The organism is Methanobrevibacter olleyae (assembly GCF_900114585.1).
Classification (GTDB): domain Archaea; phylum Methanobacteriota; class Methanobacteria; order Methanobacteriales; family Methanobacteriaceae; genus Methanobrevibacter; species Methanobrevibacter olleyae.
Genome location: NZ_FOTL01000020.1, coordinates 1 through 24992, shown reverse-complemented (window position 1 = coordinate 24992; position 24992 = coordinate 1). Strand labels below are relative to the sequence as shown.

Below are 24992 nucleotides of genomic sequence, written 5' to 3'. Positions count from 1 at the left end.
TCTGCAGAAAATCTTGATGATATAGAAATAGATGATATAATCATAGAAGAGGTCATTATGGAAGATGGCGAGGAACCTGAAGGGGACCTTGTAATTACTGCAAGGTATCTTAATGTGGAATTTGGTGAAGTTTATCCTGCAGAAATAGTTATTGAAGATGGTTTATTTAAAGAAGTTATTCCAATTATAACTGATGATGAGGATAGTCTTGATTTAGATTATGAAGGTATTTTAATTCCCGGTTTTATAGATTCACATATTCATATAGAAAGTTCAAAAATAGCTCCTTCTAATTTTGCAAAAGCTGTTTTACCTTATGGAACAACTTCTGTTGTTGCAGATTCGCATGAAATAGCAAATGTACTTGGAGTTGAAGGTATCGATTTTATGATTGAAGATGGTGAAAAAGTACCATTTGATTTTTATTATGCGGTTCCTTCTTGTGTTCCAGCTACTCCATTTGAAACTTCAGGAGCAATATTAAATAGTTTAGATGTAGAAGAATTATTAAAACGTGATGAAATGGTTGCTCTTGGTGAAATGATGAATTTTCCAGGTGTTTTAGCAGAAGATGAAGAAGTTTTAAAGAAATTAGATGCTGCTAATCTATTGAGAAAACCAATTGACGGTCATGCTCCATTGGTATCTGGTGAAGATTTAGAGAAATATATTTCATATGGTATTTCTACAGACCATGAATCTAGTAACTTTGATGAAGCTATCGAAAAGAAAAAAGCAGGTATGAAAATCATGATTCGTGAAGGTTCATCTGCAAAAGACATGGACACTCTTTTAAATATGGATGATAGATTAAATTATTTAATTGAAGAAGAGATGGCAGGAAATATTATTGTAGATAATATTGATGATGCTTTATCTGTCCCTCCATTTGATTTTTTAGTTTGTGATGATATTGATGCAAGAGACTTGTCAAATGGCCATTTAGATAATTTAATTAAAAAGGCAATATCATTAAAAATAAATCCAAAAGAAGCTATTAAAATGGTTACCTTTAACCCTGCTGAACATTATGGCTTAAACTGCGGTGCAATTGAAGAGGAGAGAATTGCTAATTTCTCATTAGTTGATGATTTAAAAAATTTAAATATTAGTAAAGTGTGGGTTCATGGTGAACTTGTTGTAGATAATGGGGAAGTTTTATTTGATGTGGAAAAACCAAAAACATTAAATAATTTTGATTTAAATGAAGTTAAAGCTAAAGATTTTGATGTAACAATGGAAATGGGCTATGTTAACTCTTTAATGGATGAAACTACTAATGTTTATCTTATAGAAGCTTATGATGGAGAATTATTAACTGGTAAATTAGAAGAAACTCTTTTTGTTAGAAATAAGATAGTTCAACCAGATTTGAATAAAGATATAATTAAAATTGCTATTGTTAATAGGTATGGTGGAGGAAATATTTCTAATGGCTTTATTAAAGGTTTTAATCTTAAAAAAGGAGCTATTGCTTCATCTGTAGCACATGATTCGCATAATATTGTAGTTATAGGTACAAATCCTGAAGATATGGCTTGTGCTGTCAATTTAATTAGGGAAAATCAAGGAGGTCTTGCAGTAGTATCTAAAGAAGATGGACTTGAAGATATTCTTGAATTACCAATTGCAGGATTAATGTCTGATAGGGACGTTGATTATGTAGCATCTAAACTAGATGATTTGCATGACTTAGCTAAAGAATTAGGCTGTACTTTAAATTCTCCATTTATGACTTTATCATTTATGGCATTGCTGGTTATTCCTAACTTTAAAATAAGTGACCTTGGTATCTTTGACTTTGAAAGTTTTGGATTTACAGATTTAATAAAGCAATACTTAAATTGATTTATTATTTCTTTTTTAAGATTTTTTATTTTTAACTTTTTTCTATTCTTATTTTATTTTTTTAGTTTTTCTATTTTTTAAGCTATTTTTATTTTATTTTTTTAGTTTTTCTATTTTTTTAGCTATTTTTATTTTATTTTTTTAGTTTTTCTATTTTTTTAGCTATTTTTATTTTTAATATGTATTGGAAGATTATTCAATGGCTTAAATTCTTCCAATTTTTGAATTAGGGCCATGCCTATACCATTTAGTACCCATACTGTTGTAGAAACAATTAACACGGTTTTTTTCAGATTCAGTTAAATTGTAATTTAATCTAACAACTAAACTGTCATCCCAAATACCAAACTTCTTTTTCATATAACTAACTGAAACCCATTTAGTTGGAATATTAGCATAACTACCATAAGAATTACTCACTAAAACTTTCTTTCCATTTGGACTAATATCTAAAATACTTACATAATGATGTTGTGCATGGAATACTAAAGCACAGCCACCTTTTTTAAGTTCAGACAAAGCATAATCAAAGGAATTTCTATAGAAATAGCTACAGGTAAAATTATGCTTATTTAATGCCTTTTCTAATTTTGAAATTTTTGTTCCACTTCTATTTGTACCTGCAAGCTTTGCTAAATGCCTCTCACAAACATAATTTCTTAAAACTTGGCTACAAACACTTGCTGAAGTTGGACCACATGTATACACCCTATTTTGAACATCTCTAACTTCAGGATATTTATAAGATCTACCTTTTAAAGATACTTTTATTTTACTTGGCCAGTAATTATACTTATTGGCTTTTACTATTTTTTTATTAATCTCTCTTTCAATAACATTCCACTTTTCACGCTTTAGAACATGGTATAATTTAGGATGGTTTTTTGTTTTAAAAAATACATATCTACTTAATTTATTGTTTAAAAACAGACAATAACTATCTCTCATAATCACTTCCTTATACTGTGATTTTTTAAGGGTGTATGTTGCACTACCATCTCCCATAACATATGAACTAGTCATATAATCAAGATCTGGAACACCACTGACTAATGAAATATTGTGCTTTAGGGGGTCTTTAATTGTATCATTAATACAGCTTATTCTTTTGTTTACGTAATATTTGCCATATTTAACAACTACAGTATAATTTCTTACTTTAACATTAGGTTTTAAAAGGATTATCCCCTCTGAATTGGTTCGTTTGTAAAAGGTTTTACCTCCAATTCTTATTTTCATTTTCTTATGAGTAATGTCCTTTTTAGTTTTGCCTTTTAGATAAATTCTTAAGGAACCATCTGTTAATAATTTTCTATTTCCAATAGTGAACCTAATAGATTTTGTTAGATAAAATTTAAATTTTTTAGAACTTTTGTAAAAATATTTATCTCCTTTAAATTTTACACTAATGGTATATTTTTTAATAGGTAAATTAATCTTTAGACTTACACGGCCATTTTTATTTGTTGTTTTCTTGTAAGTTTTTTTCCTAAATTTTAATATTAATTTTCTACTCGGAATTCCTTTATTATCTTTTCCAATTAAGTAAATATACAAACGATTTTTCCGCATAACATAGTTTGCATATGTTTTGATTTGAGTAGATAATTTTGAAACTTTTATACTGAACTTTTTAGAGATGGGATTAAAGTATTCATTTCCAATAAACTGAATAGTTATTTTATAGGTTTTAGGAATTAAAAACAGCTTTACATTTGCAAGTCCATTTGCATTGGTATAAACACTTATCTTTTTATTATTAATAAGCAAAATTATATTTTTATGCTGTAAAGGAGTATTATCAGAGTCCTTTAGAAAAATAGTTAATATATCTCTAGATTTAAGTTTAGAAGATTTAATGGAGATTTGTGGTGTAGTTTTAGTTATAATGGCACTTTCATTTTCTTCAGTCAAATTACTTTCATTTGTTTCTTGATTGAGGGCTGTGTTATTATCTTGATTTGTGTTATTTGTTTCATTTGTTTCTTGATTGAGGGCTGTGTTATTATCTTGATTTGTGTTATTTGTTTCATTTGTTTTTTGGTTGGAGTTTATATTATAACTTTCTATTGTAGAATCATTTATTTCCACATTCTTTAAATCAAGATTTGTTTCTCTTGTATCTTCTATGTTTAGATTATTAGAATTATTCTTTTGCTTTGTTTCTCTTGTATCTTCTATGTTTAGATTATTAGAATTATCCTTTTGAATCTCATCATCAAGATTGATATCACTTGCATTAACTGTTGAGAGAGTTAAAATACTTAAAAGTATAAGAAAAATGGATAATTTTTTTAAATTAATTTTCATGAAATGCCCCTCTTTTAATATAATTATAGGTATTTGTTTTAAATATATATAAAAATTTCTAATGAAGCATTAGTTTTTTACCTATTCTATTCAAACGTTAATCTAGTTAATAGTTTTTATATAAACTTTTTTTTTTAAATGCTTTTTAAGTGTAATTTTTAAAATATTTTAAATATTATGAATTAGATAATTTTTCATAATTATAAATGTTTTTTTCATTGTTGTTGATTTTTGGATAAAAGAATGGTTTGATGTTTTTTTGTTGATTTTGGAGAGAAAATTATGAAAGATATATTTGATCAAGTTCAATTTGCTAATTTTAGTCTTAAAAGTAGAATTATTCGTACTGGTGGATGGGAAAGAGAAACTGAAGATGGGGGTTTTATTAAACCTAGTGTTTTTGATAGATATGAAAATATTTCAAAAAGTGGAGTTGGTCTAATTGTCTCAGAGATGTTTGCACTTGATCCAAAGGATAGATTCTACCATTATTGTGCCAATATGAATTATAAAGGTTTTATAAAAGACTACAAACAAATAACTGAGATAGCACATAAAAATGAGGTTCCTATATTGGGCCAATTGGCTTTTTTCTTTTATGATGATGGTGTTAATCAGAAAGCAGAGCCTAATGATTTAACAGTTGAAGGAATAAGAAAACTACAAGCAGAAATTGTAATAGCTGCTAAAAAGTTTTCTTTTGCAGGATTTGATGGCATTCAAATTAATATGGCTCATAATTTCTATTTGGCAAGATTCATTAATCCTTATTTTAATCAAAGAACTGATGATTATGGTGGGAATACTGAAAATAGAGTTAGAGTTGTTGTAGAAATTATAAAACTAATTAAAAAAATGCTTGGCTGTCATGTTAGCTTTAGAATTAATGCAGTAGATGGAAGAAAAGGTGGAATGACATTAGATGAAAGTTTTGAAATAGCTAAGATATTTGCGAAAAATGGTGCAGATAGTGTTCAAATTACAGCAAGGACTATTTCTTTTAATTTTGGTGAAGATGGAGGTCATGCATTTTTATCCTATGCTAATAGATTAGTTAATGAATTAGACATTCCTATAATTTTAGGAGGTACTTTAAGGGATATGAAAACAATGAATGAAATTTTAAATACAACGAATATTGGATTTTTCTCTCTTGTAAAACCTTTTGTTGCACAAGCGGACTTTTTATCTGAATGGAAAGAAAAAGGTGATGGTGTATCAAGGTGTAAAGGCTGTAATAATTGTTATGCTAAAAAGGAAAGTAAATGTTTCCAATTTGATTAAGTCTAAATTAATTTAATCAAATATTTTTTTATTAATATTTCATTAGTAATTTTTTTATTGATTAATTTAATCAAATATTTTTTTATTAATATTTCATTAGTAATTTTTCGTTAATTAATTTAATCAATTTTTTCATGTCATTAATAATTTTTTTAATTATTTTAACTTTATTTTTTATAAATTAAAGTTCATAGCCTTGTTTTTTTAAATTTTCTTTTAAGATTTTTATAGATTCCTTTTCTTCTTTATTTCCTACTTTTTTGATTATTCTTTCAGATTCTAAAAATCTATCGATAAAATAATCTTCTTTTTCTTTATTTACTATATTTATCCTTGAATAATTAACCAAAGATTCCATTAAAGCATGAATTCCTCTATTAATCGGTTTGACACATTTATTTTTAACATTGATCTCCAATACAACTGCTTTGATTATATTGATTTTGCTTGCTTTAATGGGATCATCTTCTCTAAAGCTTGTTTTTATATTCTCAACTTTACATATAAAATAAGCATCTGCATTAGTTAAATAAACTAATTCATCATGAGTTTTAGTTTTAGAGATTCTAGTTAAATACTCTTCAGTTATGGTATTAGTTGTAGCAAAAGTAAACATTAATGGCTCTGTAGTAATGTTTACAACAAATTCTCCATTTTCTTTAATATTTTTTATTGTATTTCCACCTTCAAATATTCTTAATACTATTTTATCATTATCTAAAACCCTTAGTCCAAAAGGTGCTGCATTAGTGTTTTGATTCTTATCCATTGTGGTGATGATTGTTTCATATTGTTGTCCTTTATTCATCCCTATTTTACTTAAATCTATTAGCATTTTTTACCTCTAAAATTTAGATTTATATTAATTTTTATTGTTTATTAATTTTATAATTTTTTATATAAACTTTTTTATATTATAAATGATAAACATATAAGCAATATATTTAATAAATTAAGATTAATTAATTAAATTCTATTTAATTAAGTTTTAAGTTTTTATTTTAAATTAAACTGATTTAAAATTGTTTAACTATAAGTCATTATCCAATTAGTTCTATTTATTTAAGTTTATATTTTCTTAAAAAAAATATTATGAGATTAATTTTCAATTAAAATAGAGGGGTTTTATGAAATATCAAATGTATTATGAAATGATGGAGCAGCCAGAGGCACTTAGAAAGACTTTCGCTTCTGAATTAGATAATATGAATAATATTTCTAAATTAGCTGAATCTGTAGATACTATTTACTTAATTGGTTGTGGAAGTTCTATTTCTACTTGTTACTCTATAAGGGATGCATTAGCATCTGTTTCTCATTTAAGAATTGAAGTATTTACTGGCTATGAATTTGTATATAATAAAAAATTGAATAAAGGTGAAAATTCATTATTTATTTCAACTTCTCAATCTGGTGAAACTGCAGATACTTTAGCAGCTTTAAGAAAGGCTAATGAGTTTAATATTGATACTGTATCTATCTCCAATGAACCAGATAGTTCTATGGTTAAAGAAGCAAAATACCCAGTTATAACATTAGGAAATACTGAAACAGCTATTCTCGGTACTAAAACTTATATTACGCAATTAGCTTGTCTTTATCAAATTCTATTTGCTGCTTCAGGATATGAAAAAGCTAATGAAATTTTAGAAGAATTATCTACTATTCCTAATCTAATTGAGGAACTTTTAGAAACCACTGAAGAAGATAATAAAAGATTAGCTAAAGAATTTAAAGATGAAGAAATTTTTTATTGTTTAGGTAGTGGTGTTAACTTTGGTCTTGCTTATAAGTTAGCTATGACTATGTTGATGGAGGGAGCCATTAAACATGCTTGCCCCCTTTATTCTGCTGAATTTAGACATGGTTTAATTGAAAGAGCTGAAGAAGGTGTTCCTTTAATTTTCTTAGATGCTGATTTAGAAAGTGATAAATTAACTAAAATAGCTATTAATTTCTCAAAAAATAAATTAGAAGCTAAAACAATTATTTATAGTCTTAAGGATTATGCTAATATAAATCCGTTACTTGCTCCATTTATCCTTGTAATACCTTTAGAATGGTTTGTTTATTATTTATCACACTTTAATGGTGAAGATCCAGGTAGTACAAGACATATTGGTAAAGTAAGATATGAATAAATAATTTTGATTTTATTTGTTATTTTTTTATTTTTTAGTTTCTTTTTATTTAACTAAACTAGAATTTAGTTTTACTTTATTCTATTTTTTAAATTTTTGTTTTTTATATTTATTTTAATCGTTTGTTTTAAATGGATATTCCGGTGATTTTATGGATTTTTATATTGTAAATGGCAGTCCTAGAAAGAAGTATAATACTGCTCAGATATTAGAAAAAGCAAGTGGAGGCATTTTTGATGAATTAAGAAAGAATTATGATGAAGAAGATATAAATATTCATCAAATTCATCTTTATGATTTAGATTTTAAAGGCTGTAAATCTTGTTTTCATTGTAAAAGAATTGGCGGGAAATATTATGCAAAATGCCCAATTAAAGATGATTTATTAGAATTATTGCCTAAAATTCAAAATGCTGACGGTATTATATTTGGTAGTCCAATATACTTTGGCGAACTAAGTGGAGAGCTTAGATCATTTTTTGAGAGATTTTTATTTTCTGCACTTGTTTATGGTGGAGAATCTAACGCTCCAAAAAGAATGCCTATTGGAATGATCTATAGTATGAACCTTACAGAAGAGGGATGTGAGCAATTTTATGCTAATAAATTTGATGTTTTAGAAAATACTATTGAAATATTATATTCAAAACCATACTCTTTAAAAGTTTATGACACTTTCCAATTTTCAGATTACTCTAAATATGAAAATTATGCATTTGACCCTGAATTAAAAGCTAAAAGAAGGAAAGAACATTTCCCAATAGACTTAGAAGATGCTTATAATTTAGGTGTAAAAATAGCTCAAGAAAGTTTAAAAATTTGATATTTTATTGTTTTGAGGTTTTCAATCTTTCTATTTAAATTATTAAAAATAGTTAAAATAGTTAAATGGCTAAAAGAGCTAAATAGTTAAAATAGCTTAAAGAGCTAAAATAGTTAAAATAGTAAGAATGGTTAAAAAATAGAATATGTTAAAAATATAAAATAATAGTTAAAAAATAATATAGTTTTATTAAAAAGTAAAAAGTAAATAAGATAAGTTAATTATCTTATTCTTTGTCAATAGCTAATGCAATATCATCTGCTTTTACAGTTTGTCTTTTTGCAATTTTTGCATATTCAATTGCTTTTTTAGATACAGCTGCTGCGTCTGCTTCTAAGTATGCTACTAATGCATCTACTGCTTCAGCACTTACTCTTTCAGCACCAGCTTCTTTTATAATCCTATTTATAGGAGCTTTAGGAATTGCCATATTTTTCACCTCCGTTATAATAGTATAGTAATATTATATCATAACTTAGTATTAAATATTTCCCTTTTTTTACTTAAATTTTCTTAAATTCTTATATTCATATATTATAGTACTGATTTTTTTAAATAGCTATAAATTTTTTATTGTTTTATAAAAATAGTAATGATTTTTAATATTTTAAAATTTTAGATAATTTTTTTTAAAAATCAGTTAGTGTTTTAAGTAAAAAATAATAATTTTTGCAAGAGATCCTTGCAAAAATCATAAAATAGTTTTTAAGCTCTTTAATTTTAAAAATTAAAAAAGGTAATGGGATGGCACCTATTTTAATTATAATTTTTTCTTATTTTTAAAGATTAGATAATTAATCAATTATTAATCTTTTAGCTTTGAGATATATTGTTCTATATAAGTTATTGGGTTTGAGATATATTGTTCTATATAAGTTATTGGGTTTGAGATATATTTTTCTATATAACTTATTTAAATTTATTCGATGTCTATTTTGGTTTTTGGAATTACTTTTTTAGGAATTGTTATGAATAAAACTCCATTGTTGTGTTTAGCAGTAATCTCTTCTTTAACGATGTCTTCTGCTAAACTGATAGTTCTTTCTGCAACACCATCTTTGATTCCAGTAATAATTAAAGTTGCCTGATTTTCTTCATTTGCTTCAATGCTTTTAAGAATATTTTCAAAGCATGCCTTAATAGTTATGCTATTGTTAGTTGCTTCAATGGAGATCTCTTCTTTTTTAATACCTGCTAAGTAAGCTTGTAAGTAGTAGAAATCTTTGTTTTCAGCTAAGTCAACATTGATTTTGTTGGTTGCTGCACTTTCCCTGTATTCTTGATACCTAGAATCAAAATTCTTTTGAAGAGTTTTCATTGCAATGATGGTATCATCAATGGTTTTACTAAGGTTTTCACCTACTTTACCTGCAACATCTTTACTTCTATTGAGAGTTTCATCAATTCTTTCCTTATTAGATTCAGTTTTTGCTTCAGCTTTAGATTTAAATTCTTCTTTAAATTCTTCAGCCTTACCTTTAATTTCTTCAGCTTTTTCTTTAAACTCATCAGATTTGATGCTTTCTTTTTCAATCTTTTCTTTTAAATCTTCAGACATTTTATTAACTCCTTTAGATTATTTTTTTTCTAAATTCATAAATTTTCTCTCATGTTTATAGATAAAAAATTTAAAAAAAATTATAAACATGCTTAATATAATTTTATAAATTTATTTTAAAAACTTAGTGTACGTTTATTTCTAAAGTATACTATATTTTTCATTTATTATAAATATTTCTATAATATGTATACATTTTTTTATTTAGTATACAAAATCCTTAATTTTTTATTAATTTTCAAAATTTTTTCCATATTCTTTCCAATTCTTAAAAAATTTAGAATTTTTTAGTATACTTTTATTCTTTATGTATACTAGTGTTTTATTCTTTATAAATCTTTCTATTTTAGTTAATAAAAATTAATAAAAGCTTTGATATTTTTTTAAAATCTTTGAAAAATAGAATTTTATAAAGAAAAATTTTAAAAATATAAGAAATGTCTATTATAATAGAAATTTTAAAAAGTAAAAAAATAGCTAATAAATAGAAGTTTATAAAAAAGTTTATAAAAAATCTTATAAAAATAGAATATAGAAGATGATTAGTTAATTTAAGTTAAATCAAAGTAATTTTCATCTTCTTCGTATTCATCTTCATCATCAGATGACTTTTCTCTTTTTTCCACTTTCATAATTAATTTAATAATTTCTTCAATTCCCTCTCCTTCTGCAGCTGAAATAAGTAAAGGATCTTCAGTTCTATCGATATATTCTTGGATATAATCATGCCTAATGCCATCATATTCTGCTATATCCATTTTATTGAATAAATAGATAATCGGAGCATCAAAGATGTTTTTAATTTCTTCTAAAAGCTTGTATTGATTTTCAAGAGGATATCCGCATGTTTCTGAACTATCAAAAATAAATAATATTGCATCTGCTAAGTGTTCAAGAGCAACCATAGCATTTAATTCAATATCGTTCATATCTCCAATAGGCCTATCTAATAAACCTGGAGTATCAATAATTTGGAAATGTTTCCATTTTTTCTCAAAGTGTCCAATTTGGATACCTTTTGTAGTAAATGGATAGTTAGCTACTTGAGGTTCTGCATCGGTAATATGGGTTAATAAAGTTGATTTACCTACATTGGGAAAACCTGCAATTACAATGCTTGTAGCTTCAAAATCAACAGTAGGCATATTTCTTAAATTTTGTTTTGCAAAGTCTAAGAAATCTAAATCTTTTTCAATTTTATTAACAACAGATGAAATTCTTCCATAGGCTTGTTTTCTAAGTCCTGTTGCTCTTTCTGAGGATAATTTTCTTATTTTTGCACCATATTCTTTTTCTAATTGGGTAATAATACCATAAGCCCAATTAAGTGCACCTAATGATTGTTTAAAATCATCAACACCTACTGTAATGTCTATATAATCTTGATAAAAATCAGGAAGCTCTTCAATTTCAGGGGTACGATCTAAAATCATTTTAAGTTTATCTTTAATAACTTGACAAGCAGTAATTACTCTAGTTTCTTCAATACGTTTGCCTTTTAAGTGTTTAGGTATTTTTTCTCCTCTTTTTAAGTCTGCTGCCTTTTTACCTCTTCTAAAACCTTTATCTAATAATTCTTCAGGAGTTGGGATAGTTGGTAACATCATTTTTTATCACCATATAATCATAATTTAATATTTTTCTATTAACATTTTGTTTAAATATTTGTCGTTGAAATTTGTATATTATTAAACGCTTTATTTAAATATTTGTCCTTGGAATTTGTATACTTTTATATCTTCATCTAACCATGCATCTTGTCTTAGGCCTGCTTTTAGGCAAGTGTGTGATAAAAATTCTTCTTTATCCATATTATGCTCTGGAGCTACTTGTGGTAAAAGTAATCCTCTATAAAAACCTCTTTCTACAATTAAACCATCTTCACCAATTACTATATTATCTAAATAATCGATAGGCTTTTCAACTTCAATTAATTCTGGTTTGCTTAAAACAGTAATTTCATAATCTAAACTATCTAATTCCCTTTCATCTACCTCTGGAAAACGAGGGTCTCTAGTTGCTGCAGATATTGCTGAGGAAATTACTGCATCAATTAATGGATAAGTTGGTTCTGGATAACCGATACATCCTCTTAAATCATTATATTTATTTAAAGTAACAAATACACCAAGTTCTTCTTTTAAATGATTTGGAGAATCTGAAGGGGTATCGATTATTCTATTTTCTTTAAGATATGTTTCAATAGCATCTTTTGCTATACTAAGTAAATATTTCCCATCATCTTCATTTAACATATTTTCACCTTCAAATTCACTTTCAAGTTTAGTTTGAATTTATATTCAAATTTGCTATTAATTTTACTTTTAAGTTCAGCTTAAATTCACCCTCAAATTATAAATTCAATTAAAATATCATTTTTCAACAATCTTATCTATATCTCTTTTTACCACTTGCTTACTATTTATAATGAATCATTTATTTTCACATTTAGCTTTAATTAAATTAATGGCTGTAAAATTTAATGCAGAATCAACTAAGGTTTATGTCAATTAACCATAGTCTTTAATTTAGCTAGTTCCACCTACCATTGCATTTAAAATTCTAGTATGTGGTCCGCCATCACCTACTGGTGCAGTTTGTCCACCTTTACCACAGAAACCAACACTAAGTTTAAAGTCAGATCCTATTCCATCAACACCATTAAGTGTCTCAAGAATATTTCCAGATAATGAAACATCTCTGTAATGGTCTTTAAGCTCACCATTTTCAATCTTATATGCTTCAGTTGCATTGAATTGGAAAATACCTTTGCCAGTATCTACTTGCCCGCCTCTTGAACCTTTAAGATAAATTCCATCATTTATATCTTCAATAAGTTCTTCAAAACTTAAATCACCAGGTTTAAGGTAAGTGTTACTCATTCTTACAATAGGTTGGTCACTTATAGATGACCTTGCATTTCCAGTTAAAGGAATTCCTAATTTACCTGCACTTTCCCTTGAAGATAAAAATGATACAAGTTCTCCACTTTTAACAATTTGGTTCTTTCTTGTTTTCACCCCTTCAACATCATAAGGATAATATCCAAAGCCATCCTTAAAACTTGAATCGTCATAGATATTTACGATATCCGCTCCTACTTTCTTATTCATCTGGTCATGTAAAATTGAGTCACCTTGTAATATTAGGTCTGCCTCTACAGCATGCCCTACTGCTTCATGAATAAATACTCCTGTCAGGTTATTGTCAGCTACAATTGGGAAACGTCCAGATGGTGCTGGTTTAGCATCTAAAAGTTTAGTTGCCTTTTCACCTATTTTTCTTCCAAAAGATTCAATATCTGCATCTTGAACTACTTCAAAACCCTTCACTCCACCTAAACTTCCATGATTAAATTGAATTAATTCTCCATTTGAAGCAACAGCATTTAAGAATAGCCCAACCCTTGAACTATCCACTATAATTCTACTTCCTTCACTACTTACAAATGCATTTTTATTTTCTCCATCTGAGTAACTAATAGTTGTACTAACTACTTTTCCAACATTACTTGCATTATTAAGGTCTTGAATTAATTCTTTTTTATCTTCAATACTTACATCGCTTATAGCTATTTTTCTATCAGTTTTAATATTATCCTCTATGATTTCACATTCTGCAAGTTCAATATCTCCACTTAATGAGTTTGATATTTTAATAGCTTTTTTGCTGATTTCTTCTAATTTAGAAAAGTCATTTGTTGAGGCAAATCCCCATGCACCATTTTTTAAAACTCTTATTCTTGCAACAGTAGAAAGGCCAGTGTTAATTTCTTGAATTTGATTATCTTTCATGATTATGCTGGTATTATTTCCTTTTCCTGCTCGTATATCTGCATAATCTACTTCATCTTCAATTTTTCTTAATATTTTTTCAAATAAGTCTATATTTTCTTCCATTTTAAGACTCCTGATCTTTATTTTCTTTTTATTTAATTATTTTCTTGAGTATTTTCATTAAATACTTCTTATAAATATTCTAATTATTTTCTAAAATATTTTCATTAAATACTTCTTATAAATATTTTAATTATTTTTCTAATTGGTTTTGTAAATAAAGTTTAATCATTTATTAATATATTTTTTTTAATAAATATAACTATTTATAAATTCAATTTTTTAATAAAAAATTATAAATAAAGTTTAGAAGAAATAATTATCTATGACTAAGCCAGAATTAAAAGTTAAATCTATTGAAAATGGTACGGTGATTGACCATATTCCTGCTAATAAAGCGCTTCAAGTATTAAAAATATTAGGTCTTCCAGAGGAAGGAACTAATGTAACTCTTGCTATGAATGTTCCTTCAAAATTAGGCTATAAAGATATTGTTAAATTTGAAAATAGGGAATTAGGGCATACTGAAATAGATAAAATTGCTTTGATAGCTCCTGATTCTACTATAAATATTATTAGAGATTTTGAAATAGTTTCAAAAAATCAAGTTAGCTTAGTAAAAGAGTTAAATGGTATAGTAAAGTGTACTAATCCTAAATGTATTTCAAATACTGATGAACCAATTGAGAGTAAATTTTATCTTGTTGAAGTTGATCCAATTACAGTTAGATGTCATTATTGTGAAAGACTAGTTCAAGCTGATGAGATTTATAATCAATTTGAATAATATTTATTGTATTGCTTATTTGCCAGTCTTGATTTTTTTTTATTAGTTTATTGTATTTAATATATTTTTTTAATTTAGTTGGTGCTTATATGTGGGAAATGATATGGCCTATTTTACTTGTTATATTATCAAATACTCTTTATAATATTTGTACTAAATCAACTCCTAGTAATGTTAATGTTTTCGCTACCTTGATGGTAACTTATATTACTGCAGCTATTTTAACTGCTATTTTCTTTGTATTTCTTTTAAAACCTGAAAATGTCCTATCTGAGTTATCTAATATAAATTGGACATCTTTTGTTTTAGGAATGGCTATTGTAGGATTAGAATTAGCTTATATTTTTGCATTCCGTGCTGGTTGGAAAGTAAGTTCTGCTTCACTTGTTGCTAACATTGGCTTAGCTATTGTATTGATATTTGTTGGTGCTATTTTATATGGTGAAAATATTACGCTTAAGCAGATAATTGGTATTTTTGTATGTATTGGTGGTTTATTATTAATTAATTTAGGCTAAATATATTTAATTTTGCTGTTTTTTTATTTATTTTTTTATATTGCTTTTTTCATTTGATTAAAAGATTAATTAAAGAACTTAAATAAGTTCTTCAATTAAATTATTAGCTAATCTTAAAGCCAATGCTAGAATAAGTAAGATTGGTGGCTTTCCAGGGGAAATTGGAATTACACTTCCATCTCCAAGATATAAACCATCGATTTTCGTTTTTAGGTTTTTATCAACCACATCTCCAATGGCAGCAGTTCCTCCAGGGTGAGCTCCTCTAAAAACAGTAGATGTTAATGTTTTAGAATCAACACCTGCTTTTTCAAGTATTGCACTAGCAGCAGCTGTACCTTGAGCAAGCCTTCTAATGTCATCAACTGTGTTAAATTTATAAACATTACCTTCACTATCAACACTACCTACCATATCATCCTTTACTTTAACCATAATTCCTAAAATATCTTTAGCTTCTATTTCAGGAATTCTCTCTTTAATGTATTTTGGAATATATGAAGCAAAGTGAGGAGATAAAATGTATTCTTCTTCTAGAACTAAACTATTCATTTGCACTTCACTGTTATATCCAATATCTTTTAATACTCCTCCAACAGTAATAAATGGGTCAAAAAATAATTTATTTCCAGCATCGATACCTGATTTTTGTAGAATAACTGCAGAATCAATTGCTCCAGCACAAAGAATAACCAAATCAGATTCAATTTTTTTGCTTTTCTTATTTTGAATGTATTCTACACCTATAATTTTTTCATTTTCAATTAGTAGTTTATTTACTTCAGCTTCAATAATAAGCTTAGCACCATTTTCAACTGCTATATCAACAAAGTCTTTTCCACTCCATTTAGCATCTCTTGGACAACCTAATGAACAGCTTCCACAGGGTTTACAATCCCCATCCCTTATGAATTTTGGCATTTTTATTGGATTAAAACCAAGTTCTTTTGCAGATTCTATGAATAATCTTGTACCTTCTCCAATATGTTCATCATCCATTTGGTGTATGTTTAATAATTCTTCAACTTTATCATATTCTTTTGATAAATCAATACCTATTTCTTTAAATTCATCTTCAAGAATTCTCACACCATTACCTGCAGAGACTATTGTAGATCCTCCAATACAATTAGTTTTAAGCAAATCTAAACTATTTGTATCCTTTGACCTTTTTTCATAGTATTTCATATCATAGTAATTTAATGAGTCTTTAGCTTTTATGTATGGCCCTCTTTCTATTATCGTAACAGGAATATTTGCTTTTGCAAGTTCCATAGCTATTATTGAGCCTCCTGCACCAGTACCTATGATTATAACCATTTTTTATCCCCAGCTATTTTCTTTGTTAGTAAATTTTTTAATGATTAATTATATTTTTTGTTTTTACTAATTAATTATTTATCTCTTAATTATTTTATTAGTTTTTTTAATATATAAAATTTAACAATTGTTATAATTTTTATTATCTATTTGCTGTTTTTAATATAAAATTTAAATGTTTTTATAATTTTTATTATGAGTATGAGGAATATAATTTATTATTTTTTAAAAAATATGAAAAAATAGAAAAATGATAAGTAAACTAATATCTTTAGTTTTACTTATTCATAATTGATTTTATTTAAGAGACAAAAATTTCAATAAATTTAGCATAAGCCGGTCTTGTAACGAATACACCAATTAAAACCCCTATGATTGTAGTAAATGCGAAACCTGCTATTGTACCAATACCACTACTACCTCTTGCAAATCCAACATATGCAAGTGGTAACATCGCAGCGATTAAAGTACCTGCAGATGCAAAGATAATAAATAATGCATTTTTAACATTCATTTGAGTTCTAGTTCTTCTATGCCTTGTTTTTTCATCATCGTGGTGTAAAACTTCATCTGTAATGATAATCTGGTCATCTACCCCAGTACCTACAGATGCAATTAAACCAGCAATTGCTGCAAGATCTATATTCCAATGAATAATAGAAGCAACACCTATGATGATAGTTACCTCTGAAATTGTTGTAATCAAGATTGGAATTGCTAAGAATGCTCTTCTATATTTAATGTATACAACTGCTGAAATACCAAGAATTGCTAGTAATCCTGCAATTAAAGCACCTTGTGCAAACTGCTGACCTAACTCTGGTGATACCGTATTGGAACCTACAGTATGAATTTTTACAGGTAATGACCCTGTTTTTAAAACAGTATATACTGTATTAGATTCAGTTTTTGAAGTTTCTACATTTTCAGAACCACCAGTTACTTCAACTTCAGTTACAGCTTCACCACTTGCCAATTCATCAGATAGTGCTGGGGGATGCTCATCAATTTGTTTTCCATCAAGATACATTACAACTTCATGCCCGCCTTTACCTTTAGCAAGTTTTGCGAATTTTTTAGCCCCTTCTGTTGTTAATGTAAAGGGCACATGCCATTCTCCAGAATCTCCTACAATAGGTGCTTCAACTGAAGCTACATCACTTCCAGTAAGAACAGTTTTATTATCTATTTTAGCTTCAAAAATACCCGGATTTCCTATCAGCCGTTCAACCTCTTCAGGACTCTTTCCAGCCATTTCAACTATGACCATTCGGTCTCCACTTGATCTGACTTTTACATCACTTACACCATAAATGTTAAGTCTTTTATCTAAAACAGATGTAACAACTTTCATTGTACTATCATTAACTGGATGTTCTAATTCTAATTGGATAGAAGATCCGCCTTTTAAATCGAGACCCTGTTCTACACCAAGGAAACTAATACTTAGAATACTGATTATGAGGAATATTAAGAGGATAATTACTTCTCTAGTTCTGAAGAATTTAGATAAATCGTTTGTCATAATTATTTACCTCCTTTTCCTTTTTGTTTTTTAGCTTTACGCTTATTAACTTTTTTATTTTTATTAGATTTCTTACTGGATTTTGTATCGGAAGATTTTTCTATCTTTTCATCAAATTCTTCTTTTTTAGCTTCTAGTTGATTTTCTCCTTCTTTAATATCATATTCGGATTTCCTTTTAAATCTATCTTTAAGCTTTGATTTGGATTTTTTTCATCAGACTTATCTAATTTATCTGATTTAGTAGGTTTATTTGATTTAGCTGTAGATGAACTTAAACTATATTTTTCCTGTTTTTTAGACTGTCTCCAATCAATATATGATTTAAGAATTCCTAAGTTCATTAACCAAGTGGAAAGAATATCTCCGATTAATCCAATTACTAAAACTGCAGAAATATTACTTAAGGTATCTGCTTCAGGCATTATTAAAATGGTTACTACAAATAAGATAGTCATTGCAACTATTGAAGCAAAAGACATTGTTAAACCAGTATGCATAGCATTTCTAGCACGTTCTTCCACAGTTCCTTCTCTTCTTTTTAAGAGTCTTGTTGTAAGAAGAATATCTGTATCTACACTGTATCCAATAAGCATTAATAATGCACCTACAGATGCAATTGATAATGGAATTTTAAATAAAGACATTCCACCAAGAGCAATAACTATATCACATAATGCTGCTAATATAATTGCTATTGAAGGTACAGGTTCTCTAAATACAATAAATACAGTAATTGCCATAAAGATGAATGCAAAAAGCATAGCAATGTAAATTTGTTCCATTGCTTCTTCACTTAAAACAGGGCCAATTTCATTATAACTGATTATTTTTGCTTTTCCATTTATCGCACTTGTAAACGTACTTGAATTAATGCTGTTCTCTAATTCCACAGTAGCCTTATTGTTTCCATTACTTGTTACTTTTATATTATTTGTGTTCAATTCCTGATTAAGTGTCTGTTCTAATTCAGTTGGACTAACAGAACCTAATAATTCCAGTTCTGCTTGAGATCCTCCCTTTAAGTCAACACCTTGTTCTAATCCATTAAAGGCCAGAAGGAACAAAGATAAAAGTGCAAGAATGATTGGAATAATAATTAAGATTTTGTGATTTTCCATCGTTTTTTCTAACATTTCTCTGTTACACCTATAAACTTAATTAGTTTTTTATAATTTGATAATATTCATATAAAATTTATATTAATTTGATTATTAATAAAAATTATACATTAATAGTTTTCTTATTTATATTATTAAATAGTTTGCTTAATTATAGCTTTAATTTTAATATCTTTAAAAATTGATATGAAATGCTTAAAAAATAATTTTTTAAATTTTAATATTCTTTAAAAATAGTACATAAATTAAAAATAGGATTAGAAATTATTTGATTGAAAAAATGGGATTAGGTAAAATTGGAATTAGGGATTATAAAAAAATGGGATTAGGTAAAATAGGTGATGATTAGATTTAGTATAAGTCTAAATCTAATGATTTACATAAATTTTTAGTATCTTTTTGGAGTTGAGCAGGACTTTTATCTCTAGTTTTTAAATTAAATTGTTGAACTACTCTTGCACCTCTAGCTAATACTTTTATTTCCATTTTTTCTAAAGTTCCTTCTCCATCAGAATTACTTGAAGTAGTAAATAAAACAATGTCTTTTCCACGTAAGTCACATCTATCTATTAAAGTAATAATTGCTGGACTAGGTTTATTTGCCCAAGTAGGTGTTCCTATGTAAATGGTATCATACTTTTCAAGGTTTATAGTTGAAGGATAAATTTCTGTTTTATTTTCTCTAAATGCATCAAAAGTAGAACTTAATATATTTTTAAATCCCCTACGTTTCTTCAAATCTTTAATTTGACAGATATCACATCTTAAATTAATTGCAAGTGTTTCTGCAACTAGTTTTGTTCTTCCTCCCTCTGAATAGTATAGAATTATTCTTTCCATATTTTTACCTCAGGAATTACTTTATAAAAATAATATAATATTTTTACTTCTTGAGTTATTATAAGAAAATAATATATATTTTTTACTTCTTGAGTTATTATAAGAAATAATATATATTTTTTTACTTTTTGACTTATTTTATAAGAAATAATATATATTTTTACTGCTTAAGTTATTTTATAAGAAATAATCTATTTAAACATTTGCATGTTAATAAAGTTATGTTTTTATATGAAATTTTAATAAATATTTCTTATGGGTGCATACCAAAGAAGTTCAATCCAGTCTTTTCATCAAAACCACAGATAATATTCATATTATGAATAGCTTGTCCAGATGCTCCCTTAACTAAATTATCAATTGCTGATATAACAACTAATCTTCCAGTTTCATCTATTTCAAAGCATCCGATTTGAGCGTAATTAGATCCTCTTATACTACTTAAACGAGGGATTTCACCATCTTCTAAGATTTGTATAAATGGTTCTCCTTCATATGTTTTCTTATAAATATCCAATAATTCCCCACTAGAAATATCTTCACTACCTTCAATTAAGAAAGAATGGTTAGTTGTAAGAATTCCTCTAATAACTGGCACTAAATGAGGTGTAAAAGATACTTTTACATCTGAGAATAAACCTAATTCTTGTTGTATTTCTGGTGTATGTCTATGGGAAGTTACTTTATAGGGATTTACATTGTCTCCGATATTTGGATAATGTGTTGAGGAGGATGGATTTACACCAGCACCACTTACTCCAGTTTTAGAATCGAAAATCATTCTATCTACAATAGCTGCCTTTGATAAGGGGTATCCAGATAAAATAGCTCCAGTTACAAAACAACCAGGATTTGCAATTAAATTAGCATTTTTGATTTCTTCTCTGTGAATTTCTGGAAGTCCATAAACACCTTTAATATCTGAGGTATGTTTAAGACCATACCATTTTTCATATACTTCAATATCATTAAATCTGTAATCTCCACTTAAGTCGATTACTTTAGCACCGATTTCAAGTAAGTCTGGAATGATTTTCATTGAAGCTCCATGTGGAGTTGCTGTAAATATAATGTCTGCATCTAATTCACTTGGTTTTTTATTTTTAAATACTAAATCAGTTCCTCTAATATGTGGGTGAACTTTGTGAATTGGGGTTTCTTCAAATTGTCTTGAGCTAATATCCTCAATTTCTACTTCTGGATGGTTTAAAAGTAATCTTGTTAGTTCTCCTCCAGTATATCCACTTGCACCTACAATTGCTACACTTACCATTTTCACACCTTAATCTATTCTTAATTATTTCTTGTATATTTATAATTATAATGTTTATTTAATATTTTATGGTTTTTTTTATCGATTATTTTTATGGTTTTTTTGTTGAATTATTTTTTTTTATCGATTATTTTTATGGTTTTTTTGTTGAATTATTTTTTTTTTTATCGATTATTTTTATGGTTTTTTTGTTGAATTATTTTTTTTATCGATTATTTTTATGGTTTTTTTTATTGAATTGACTTTAATCACAGTTTACATAATCATCTTCAAAGTCAGCATTACGTATTTTTTTAATGATTTTACATGTACTATCTAAATCTGCAGTTCTATGAGCTTCAACTCTTTTAACCACTGCTTTTATTCCTCTTTTATCTAACTCTTCTTGAAGTTTTTTCACATCATGTATTTGATTAAAACCAACAGCTATTATATCAGGTTTAATTTCTTCTACAATCTTAAACATATCCTCATCATAGCCAATATATGCTTCATCAACAGGCTTTAAATATTTAATCATTTCCAATCTTTGATTTTCATCAATAATAGGAATTTTTTTTTTCTTTTTCACTGTTGAATCACGAGCTATTACAACTGCAAGGACTGCATCTTTTCCACCTAATTTTTTTGCTTTTTCAAGATACAATCCATGTCCTGGATGTAATATATCAAATGCTCCTGTTGCCATTACTTTCATATTCTTTTCTCCATTTTAAAATCTAATAATATTTATAAATCAGCATAATTTATTTAATATCTTGGTATTTTAAAGCATCTTCTAATCTTATTTTATCTTTGTATAATGCAGAACCAATTACAACACCCTTTGCACCGGTACTTTGTAGTTGCCTCAAATCATCTAAACTTGTAACTCCTCCAGAGTAGACAACTGGAATGTCTACAGAGTTTACAAGGTCAATAACAGGATCTAGATAAAATCCTCCAAGTAAACCTTCTACATCAACATTTGTAAATAAAATACTTCCAGCACCAAGCTCTTGGAATTCTTTGCTGATTTCAGTTGGAGATTTATCTATTTTTTCCTTCCAACCTTTTATAAGAACTTTATTGTCTTTGCTATCAAGAGAAATCATCACTCTGTCGGAACCATATTCTTTGGATAATTTGGATATTGTTTCTGGGTTTTTTATACCCATAGTTCCAATAATTAATCTATCGATATCTAAGTTAAGGAGTTTTTCTGCATATTTTATGCTTCTTATACCTCCTCCAAGTTGAATAGGCACTGAAACTTCCTTTAAAACTTTTTTAATTGTTTCTATATTGCTGATACTTTCAAGTGCACCATCTAAGTCTATTATATGAACTAGCTCTGCACCAAGATCTTCCCATTTTTTAGCAACTTTTTCCGGGTTTTCGATTATTACTTGTTCAGTTCCAGGCTCTCCTTGAACTAACTGTACACATTTTCCATTTTTTATATCTACAGCAGGTATAATTAACATTTTATTATCTTGAAATGACATTTTGATTCCTTTTTTAAATCTTTATAGTTTAATAATTTAGAATTATCTATAAAATAATTATAATATATTTTTTTATATTATTAATTGTTTCTTATTTTTTTTTGCTTTGCTGAAATCCTTTTTTCAGTTGGTGTTATATTTAGTATTTAAAAAATTGGAACTTTAAAATTTTATAGGCTTAAATTTATTTTTAATTATTTTATCTATAAATATAATAATAAATTTTTATTTTTAAGTCTAAACTTTTTTACAAGTTCTAAAGTTTTAAAATTGATCTCATTTTTTTTTTAAATAATAATGGCTTTATTTAAATTCTAATTTTTTTCACTTGATACTATACTTATTTTTAAAAGGATTTAAATTTGTTTAAGTTTGTTCATCGTTGAAATATGGTTTAATTTTCTGAAAATAGGAAGTAGTAATAATGTTTTTACTAAATAATGAGAATGAATATTATTTAGGGGTCTGGAGATTTTAGTTTTTTTGATAATTGTTGTATGGCTGTTTTGAGTAAAATTCTTGTGATACTACCAGTGTTACTAAAAATACATTTAAATAAATAGTATTTTTAACTGGTTTTAGTGTATACTTGCAGATTTCTCTATATTCAAAGCCTTATTTTAATAATTGAAAAAATCTTCTGTTTTATCTCTTATTGGTTTAAATTTTTCTCAAGAATCTAATTTTTTCAATAATTCCATTTTTAATCTATTGTATGCACTTTTTTCTTCCATAATTTTCTTTATTTTGTTAAATACGACTAATGGATAGGTTAAAATATCGTCCAATCTGACTTTGTTGAATTTTCTTTTTGAAAATGAAAAGAATGATTTTATATTTGCTAATTCATAATTGTTAATTTTATAGCTGTAATATCCTTTATCAAAGGTTATATATCTTTTTTCTTATTATTCCTCTTTTTTGAAGGCTTTCTAAAATTTTTTCAAAAAAAGCTTTTCAGAGTTTATTTTATGAAAAAATTTTATAAGCTTGATTTGCAGATAAAACTTCAGAAATATTAAAGAATTTACGAAGTTTCTTTAGATTTAATCTCTTTTAAAATGAATAAAATTTTAAATCCTAAGAACGTACTTATAAAAATGACCTTAAAAGTAAATATGGTTATACTTGGTTTTTTAAATCCGTAATATGCTAATATTTCTTGTGATTTTCTAGAATCAATAATTTTAAATATTTCTTTTAACAAAATATAATTTGGGTCTTTGGTATCTAAATTTAATCTATGCTTCATTATTATTACCAATAATACATTTATAAAGTATATTATTTAAATTTAAAGGTATTAAAGGCCTATTTTTTTATATAACTAAAAATACAATTGTATATTTAGAAATAAAACTACTTTTTTGGGAGAATGGGTAAAATGCGGAAAATCTAAAGTAATTTTTCCTTGAAAAAATTCAGTCCCCTAAATTATTTATAAATGTTTGTATGGGATTATTATTAATTACCTATACATATTTGTGTTTTTAATTTCATTTAATTAAATAAATTAATAAAAAATGGAGGTTAACTAATGGCTAAGGGCTTAAATAAAATTGTTATAGCGTTTTTATTTTTAATGTTTTTATCTATTTCTGCTGTCTCAGCACAAGAGAATACAACATCTGAAATAGGTTTAGATGAAAACATGGCAACTATAGATGTTGAAGAAACAGTAGAAGATACACTCAATCTTGGAACCAGTGATGATAGTGTAATAGCTTCGGAGTCTGGAGAAGAAGATGAAGTCAATGCTGTGATGAATGAGGATAATTTAAAAGGCTCAATATCAACATTCACAGATTTACAAAATTTAATAGACAATACAGGGGTGAATAACACATTAACTCTAGATAAAGATTATAGTTATTCCGATGGTGATTCAGAGATAGTTATTACACAATCCATAATTATCGATGGTAAAAACCATGTACTTGATGGAAAATTATCAACAAGAATACTATATATAACTGGCGATTATGGGCTCTTTCAAAAACTTTGTTGATTTGAAAATTTTTTTAATAAAAAGTAGTGGTTTTTAGAATTTTTTCTTAAAAAATTGTTTGATTTTTATTTAAAAATAGTAAAATTTAATAAAGAGTTGGAGCAAAGTTTTTTTCATGATAAAACAAAAAACAATTGCTCCAAATAGTATTTTAGATGTTGAACAATATATATTTTGCGATTTTAATGATGATTTTGTTCTTTCAAATCCTCATTTTGTAAGATTATTTAATTCTTGTCGTGAAGTTTTTAAATCTTTTGATTTAATTTTTAAAAAGGATGTTCCTTATTTTAGGATGAATTATGCTAGATGTC

At 26.7% G+C, this 24992-nt stretch carries 22 protein-coding genes and 1 pseudogene; 8 read left to right on the top strand and 15 right to left on the bottom strand.

Annotated elements, in window-relative coordinates; translation table 11 throughout:
• Positions 1–57: 57 nt before the first annotated feature.
• Complete coding sequence (ade, locus tag BM020_RS06350) at positions 58–1848, top strand: adenine deaminase (protein WP_067149086.1); 1791 nt, start codon at positions 58–60, stop codon at positions 1846–1848.
• 204 nt (positions 1849–2052) lie between these two features.
• Here ade and BM020_RS06345 read toward each other — a convergent pair whose 3' ends face one another.
• Positions 2053–4158, bottom strand: a complete 2106-nt coding sequence (locus tag BM020_RS06345; RefSeq protein WP_067147259.1) for a cysteine peptidase family C39 domain-containing protein — start codon at positions 4156–4158, stop codon at positions 2053–2055.
• Positions 4159–4440: 282 nt separating this feature from the next.
• On the opposite strand from BM020_RS06345, the gene BM020_RS06340 reads away from it, so the two are divergent.
• Positions 4441–5442 carry an oxidoreductase gene (locus BM020_RS06340; protein WP_067147257.1) on the top strand — a complete coding sequence of 334 codons (1002 nt, stop codon included), beginning with the start codon at positions 4441–4443 and terminating at the stop codon, positions 5440–5442.
• 181 nt (positions 5443–5623) lie between these two features.
• Here the strand turns inward: BM020_RS06340 and BM020_RS06335 are convergent, their stop codons facing one another.
• A complete protein-coding gene (locus tag BM020_RS06335) occupies positions 5624–6277 on the bottom strand; it encodes a DUF447 domain-containing protein (RefSeq protein ID WP_067147255.1) in 654 nt (217 codons plus the stop codon).
• Positions 6278–6569: 292 nt separating this feature from the next.
• On the opposite strand from BM020_RS06335, the gene BM020_RS06330 reads away from it, so the two are divergent.
• Together BM020_RS06330 and BM020_RS06325 are read left to right on the top strand one after the other, a co-directional pair.
• Entirely contained in the window at positions 6570–7583 is a 1014-nt protein-coding gene (locus BM020_RS06330; RefSeq protein ID WP_067147253.1) for an SIS domain-containing protein, read from the top strand.
• 151 nt (positions 7584–7734) lie between these two features.
• Positions 7735–8406, top strand: a complete 672-nt coding sequence (locus BM020_RS06325) for a flavodoxin family protein (RefSeq protein ID WP_067147251.1) — start codon at positions 7735–7737, stop codon at positions 8404–8406.
• Positions 8407–8632: 226 nt separating this feature from the next.
• On the opposite strand, the gene BM020_RS06320 is transcribed toward BM020_RS06325, so the two are convergent.
• The 5 genes from BM020_RS06320 to BM020_RS06300 form a co-directional block, all read right to left on the bottom strand.
• Positions 8633–8836: a histone family protein gene (locus BM020_RS06320; protein ID WP_067147249.1), complete on the bottom strand. Its 204-nt coding sequence runs from the start codon at positions 8834–8836 to the stop codon at positions 8633–8635.
• 489 nt (positions 8837–9325) lie between these two features.
• A complete protein-coding gene (locus BM020_RS06315; RefSeq protein WP_067147247.1) occupies positions 9326–9964 on the bottom strand; it encodes an Hsp20/alpha crystallin family protein in 639 nt (212 codons plus the stop codon).
• Positions 9965–10515: 551 nt separating this feature from the next.
• Positions 10516–11571, bottom strand: coding sequence for an NOG1 family protein (locus tag BM020_RS06310; protein ID WP_067147246.1), 1056 nt, complete (start codon positions 11569–11571; stop codon positions 10516–10518).
• Positions 11572–11661: 90 nt separating this feature from the next.
• Positions 11662–12219: a TIGR00296 family protein gene (locus tag BM020_RS06305; protein ID WP_067147244.1), complete on the bottom strand. Its 558-nt coding sequence runs from the start codon at positions 12217–12219 to the stop codon at positions 11662–11664.
• Between the two features lie 273 nt (positions 12220–12492).
• Positions 12493–13863 carry a TldD/PmbA family protein gene (locus BM020_RS06300; protein ID WP_074798611.1) on the bottom strand — a complete coding sequence of 457 codons (1371 nt, stop codon included), beginning with the start codon at positions 13861–13863 and terminating at the stop codon, positions 12493–12495.
• A gap of 262 nt (positions 13864–14125) precedes the next feature.
• Between BM020_RS06300 and pyrI the strand changes: the two genes are divergently transcribed.
• Both pyrI and BM020_RS06290 read left to right on the top strand, forming a co-directional pair.
• Complete coding sequence (pyrI, locus tag BM020_RS06295; protein WP_067147240.1) at positions 14126–14587, top strand: aspartate carbamoyltransferase regulatory subunit; 462 nt, start codon at positions 14126–14128, stop codon at positions 14585–14587.
• Positions 14588–14676: 89 nt separating this feature from the next.
• Positions 14677–15105: an EamA family transporter gene (locus tag BM020_RS06290; protein WP_067147238.1), complete on the top strand. Its 429-nt coding sequence runs from the start codon at positions 14677–14679 to the stop codon at positions 15103–15105.
• 78 nt (positions 15106–15183) lie between these two features.
• On the opposite strand, the gene BM020_RS06285 is transcribed toward BM020_RS06290, so the two are convergent.
• The 8 genes and pseudogenes from BM020_RS06285 to BM020_RS09340 all read right to left on the bottom strand — a co-directional run bounded on the left by BM020_RS06285 (position 15184) and on the right by BM020_RS09340 (position 23922).
• The gene (locus BM020_RS06285; protein WP_067147236.1) at positions 15184–16425 is read right to left on the bottom strand and encodes a GMC family oxidoreductase N-terminal domain-containing protein; all 1242 of its coding nucleotides are present in this window, start codon (positions 16423–16425) and stop codon (positions 15184–15186) included.
• Positions 16426–16726: 301 nt separating this feature from the next.
• Positions 16727–17950, bottom strand: coding sequence for a preprotein translocase subunit SecD (locus BM020_RS06280; RefSeq protein ID WP_067147234.1), 1224 nt, complete (start codon positions 17948–17950; stop codon positions 16727–16729).
• A gap of 133 nt (positions 17951–18083) precedes the next feature.
• Positions 18084–19085, bottom strand: a complete 1002-nt coding sequence (locus BM020_RS06275; RefSeq protein WP_074798609.1) for a protein translocase subunit SecF — start codon at positions 19083–19085, stop codon at positions 18084–18086.
• Positions 19086–19421: 336 nt separating this feature from the next.
• A complete protein-coding gene (locus tag BM020_RS06270; protein WP_067147230.1) occupies positions 19422–19910 on the bottom strand; it encodes a flavodoxin family protein in 489 nt (162 codons plus the stop codon).
• Positions 19911–20163: 253 nt separating this feature from the next.
• The gene (argC, locus tag BM020_RS06265; RefSeq protein WP_067147228.1) at positions 20164–21183 is read right to left on the bottom strand and encodes an N-acetyl-gamma-glutamyl-phosphate reductase; all 1020 of its coding nucleotides are present in this window, start codon (positions 21181–21183) and stop codon (positions 20164–20166) included.
• 244 nt (positions 21184–21427) lie between these two features.
• Positions 21428–21880, bottom strand: coding sequence for an FAD synthase family protein (locus BM020_RS06260; RefSeq protein WP_200781253.1), 453 nt, complete (start codon positions 21878–21880; stop codon positions 21428–21430).
• 49 nt (positions 21881–21929) lie between these two features.
• Complete coding sequence (hisA, locus tag BM020_RS06255) at positions 21930–22670, bottom strand: 1-(5-phosphoribosyl)-5-[(5-phosphoribosylamino)methylideneamino]imidazole-4-carboxamide isomerase (RefSeq protein ID WP_067147226.1); 741 nt, start codon at positions 22668–22670, stop codon at positions 21930–21932.
• Positions 22671–23127: 457 nt separating this feature from the next.
• A pseudogene (locus BM020_RS09340) lies at positions 23128–23922 on the bottom strand (IS5/IS1182 family transposase).
• A gap of 285 nt (positions 23923–24207) precedes the next feature.
• Here BM020_RS09340 and BM020_RS06245 point away from each other — a divergent pair.
• Together BM020_RS06245 and BM020_RS06240 are read left to right on the top strand one after the other, a co-directional pair.
• Positions 24208–24678: a hypothetical protein gene (locus BM020_RS06245; protein WP_074798607.1), complete on the top strand. Its 471-nt coding sequence runs from the start codon at positions 24208–24210 to the stop codon at positions 24676–24678.
• Between the two features lie 115 nt (positions 24679–24793).
• Positions 24794–24992 (top strand): hypothetical protein (locus BM020_RS06240; RefSeq protein WP_143743939.1); only part of this gene is annotated, 199 nt, incomplete at its 3' end.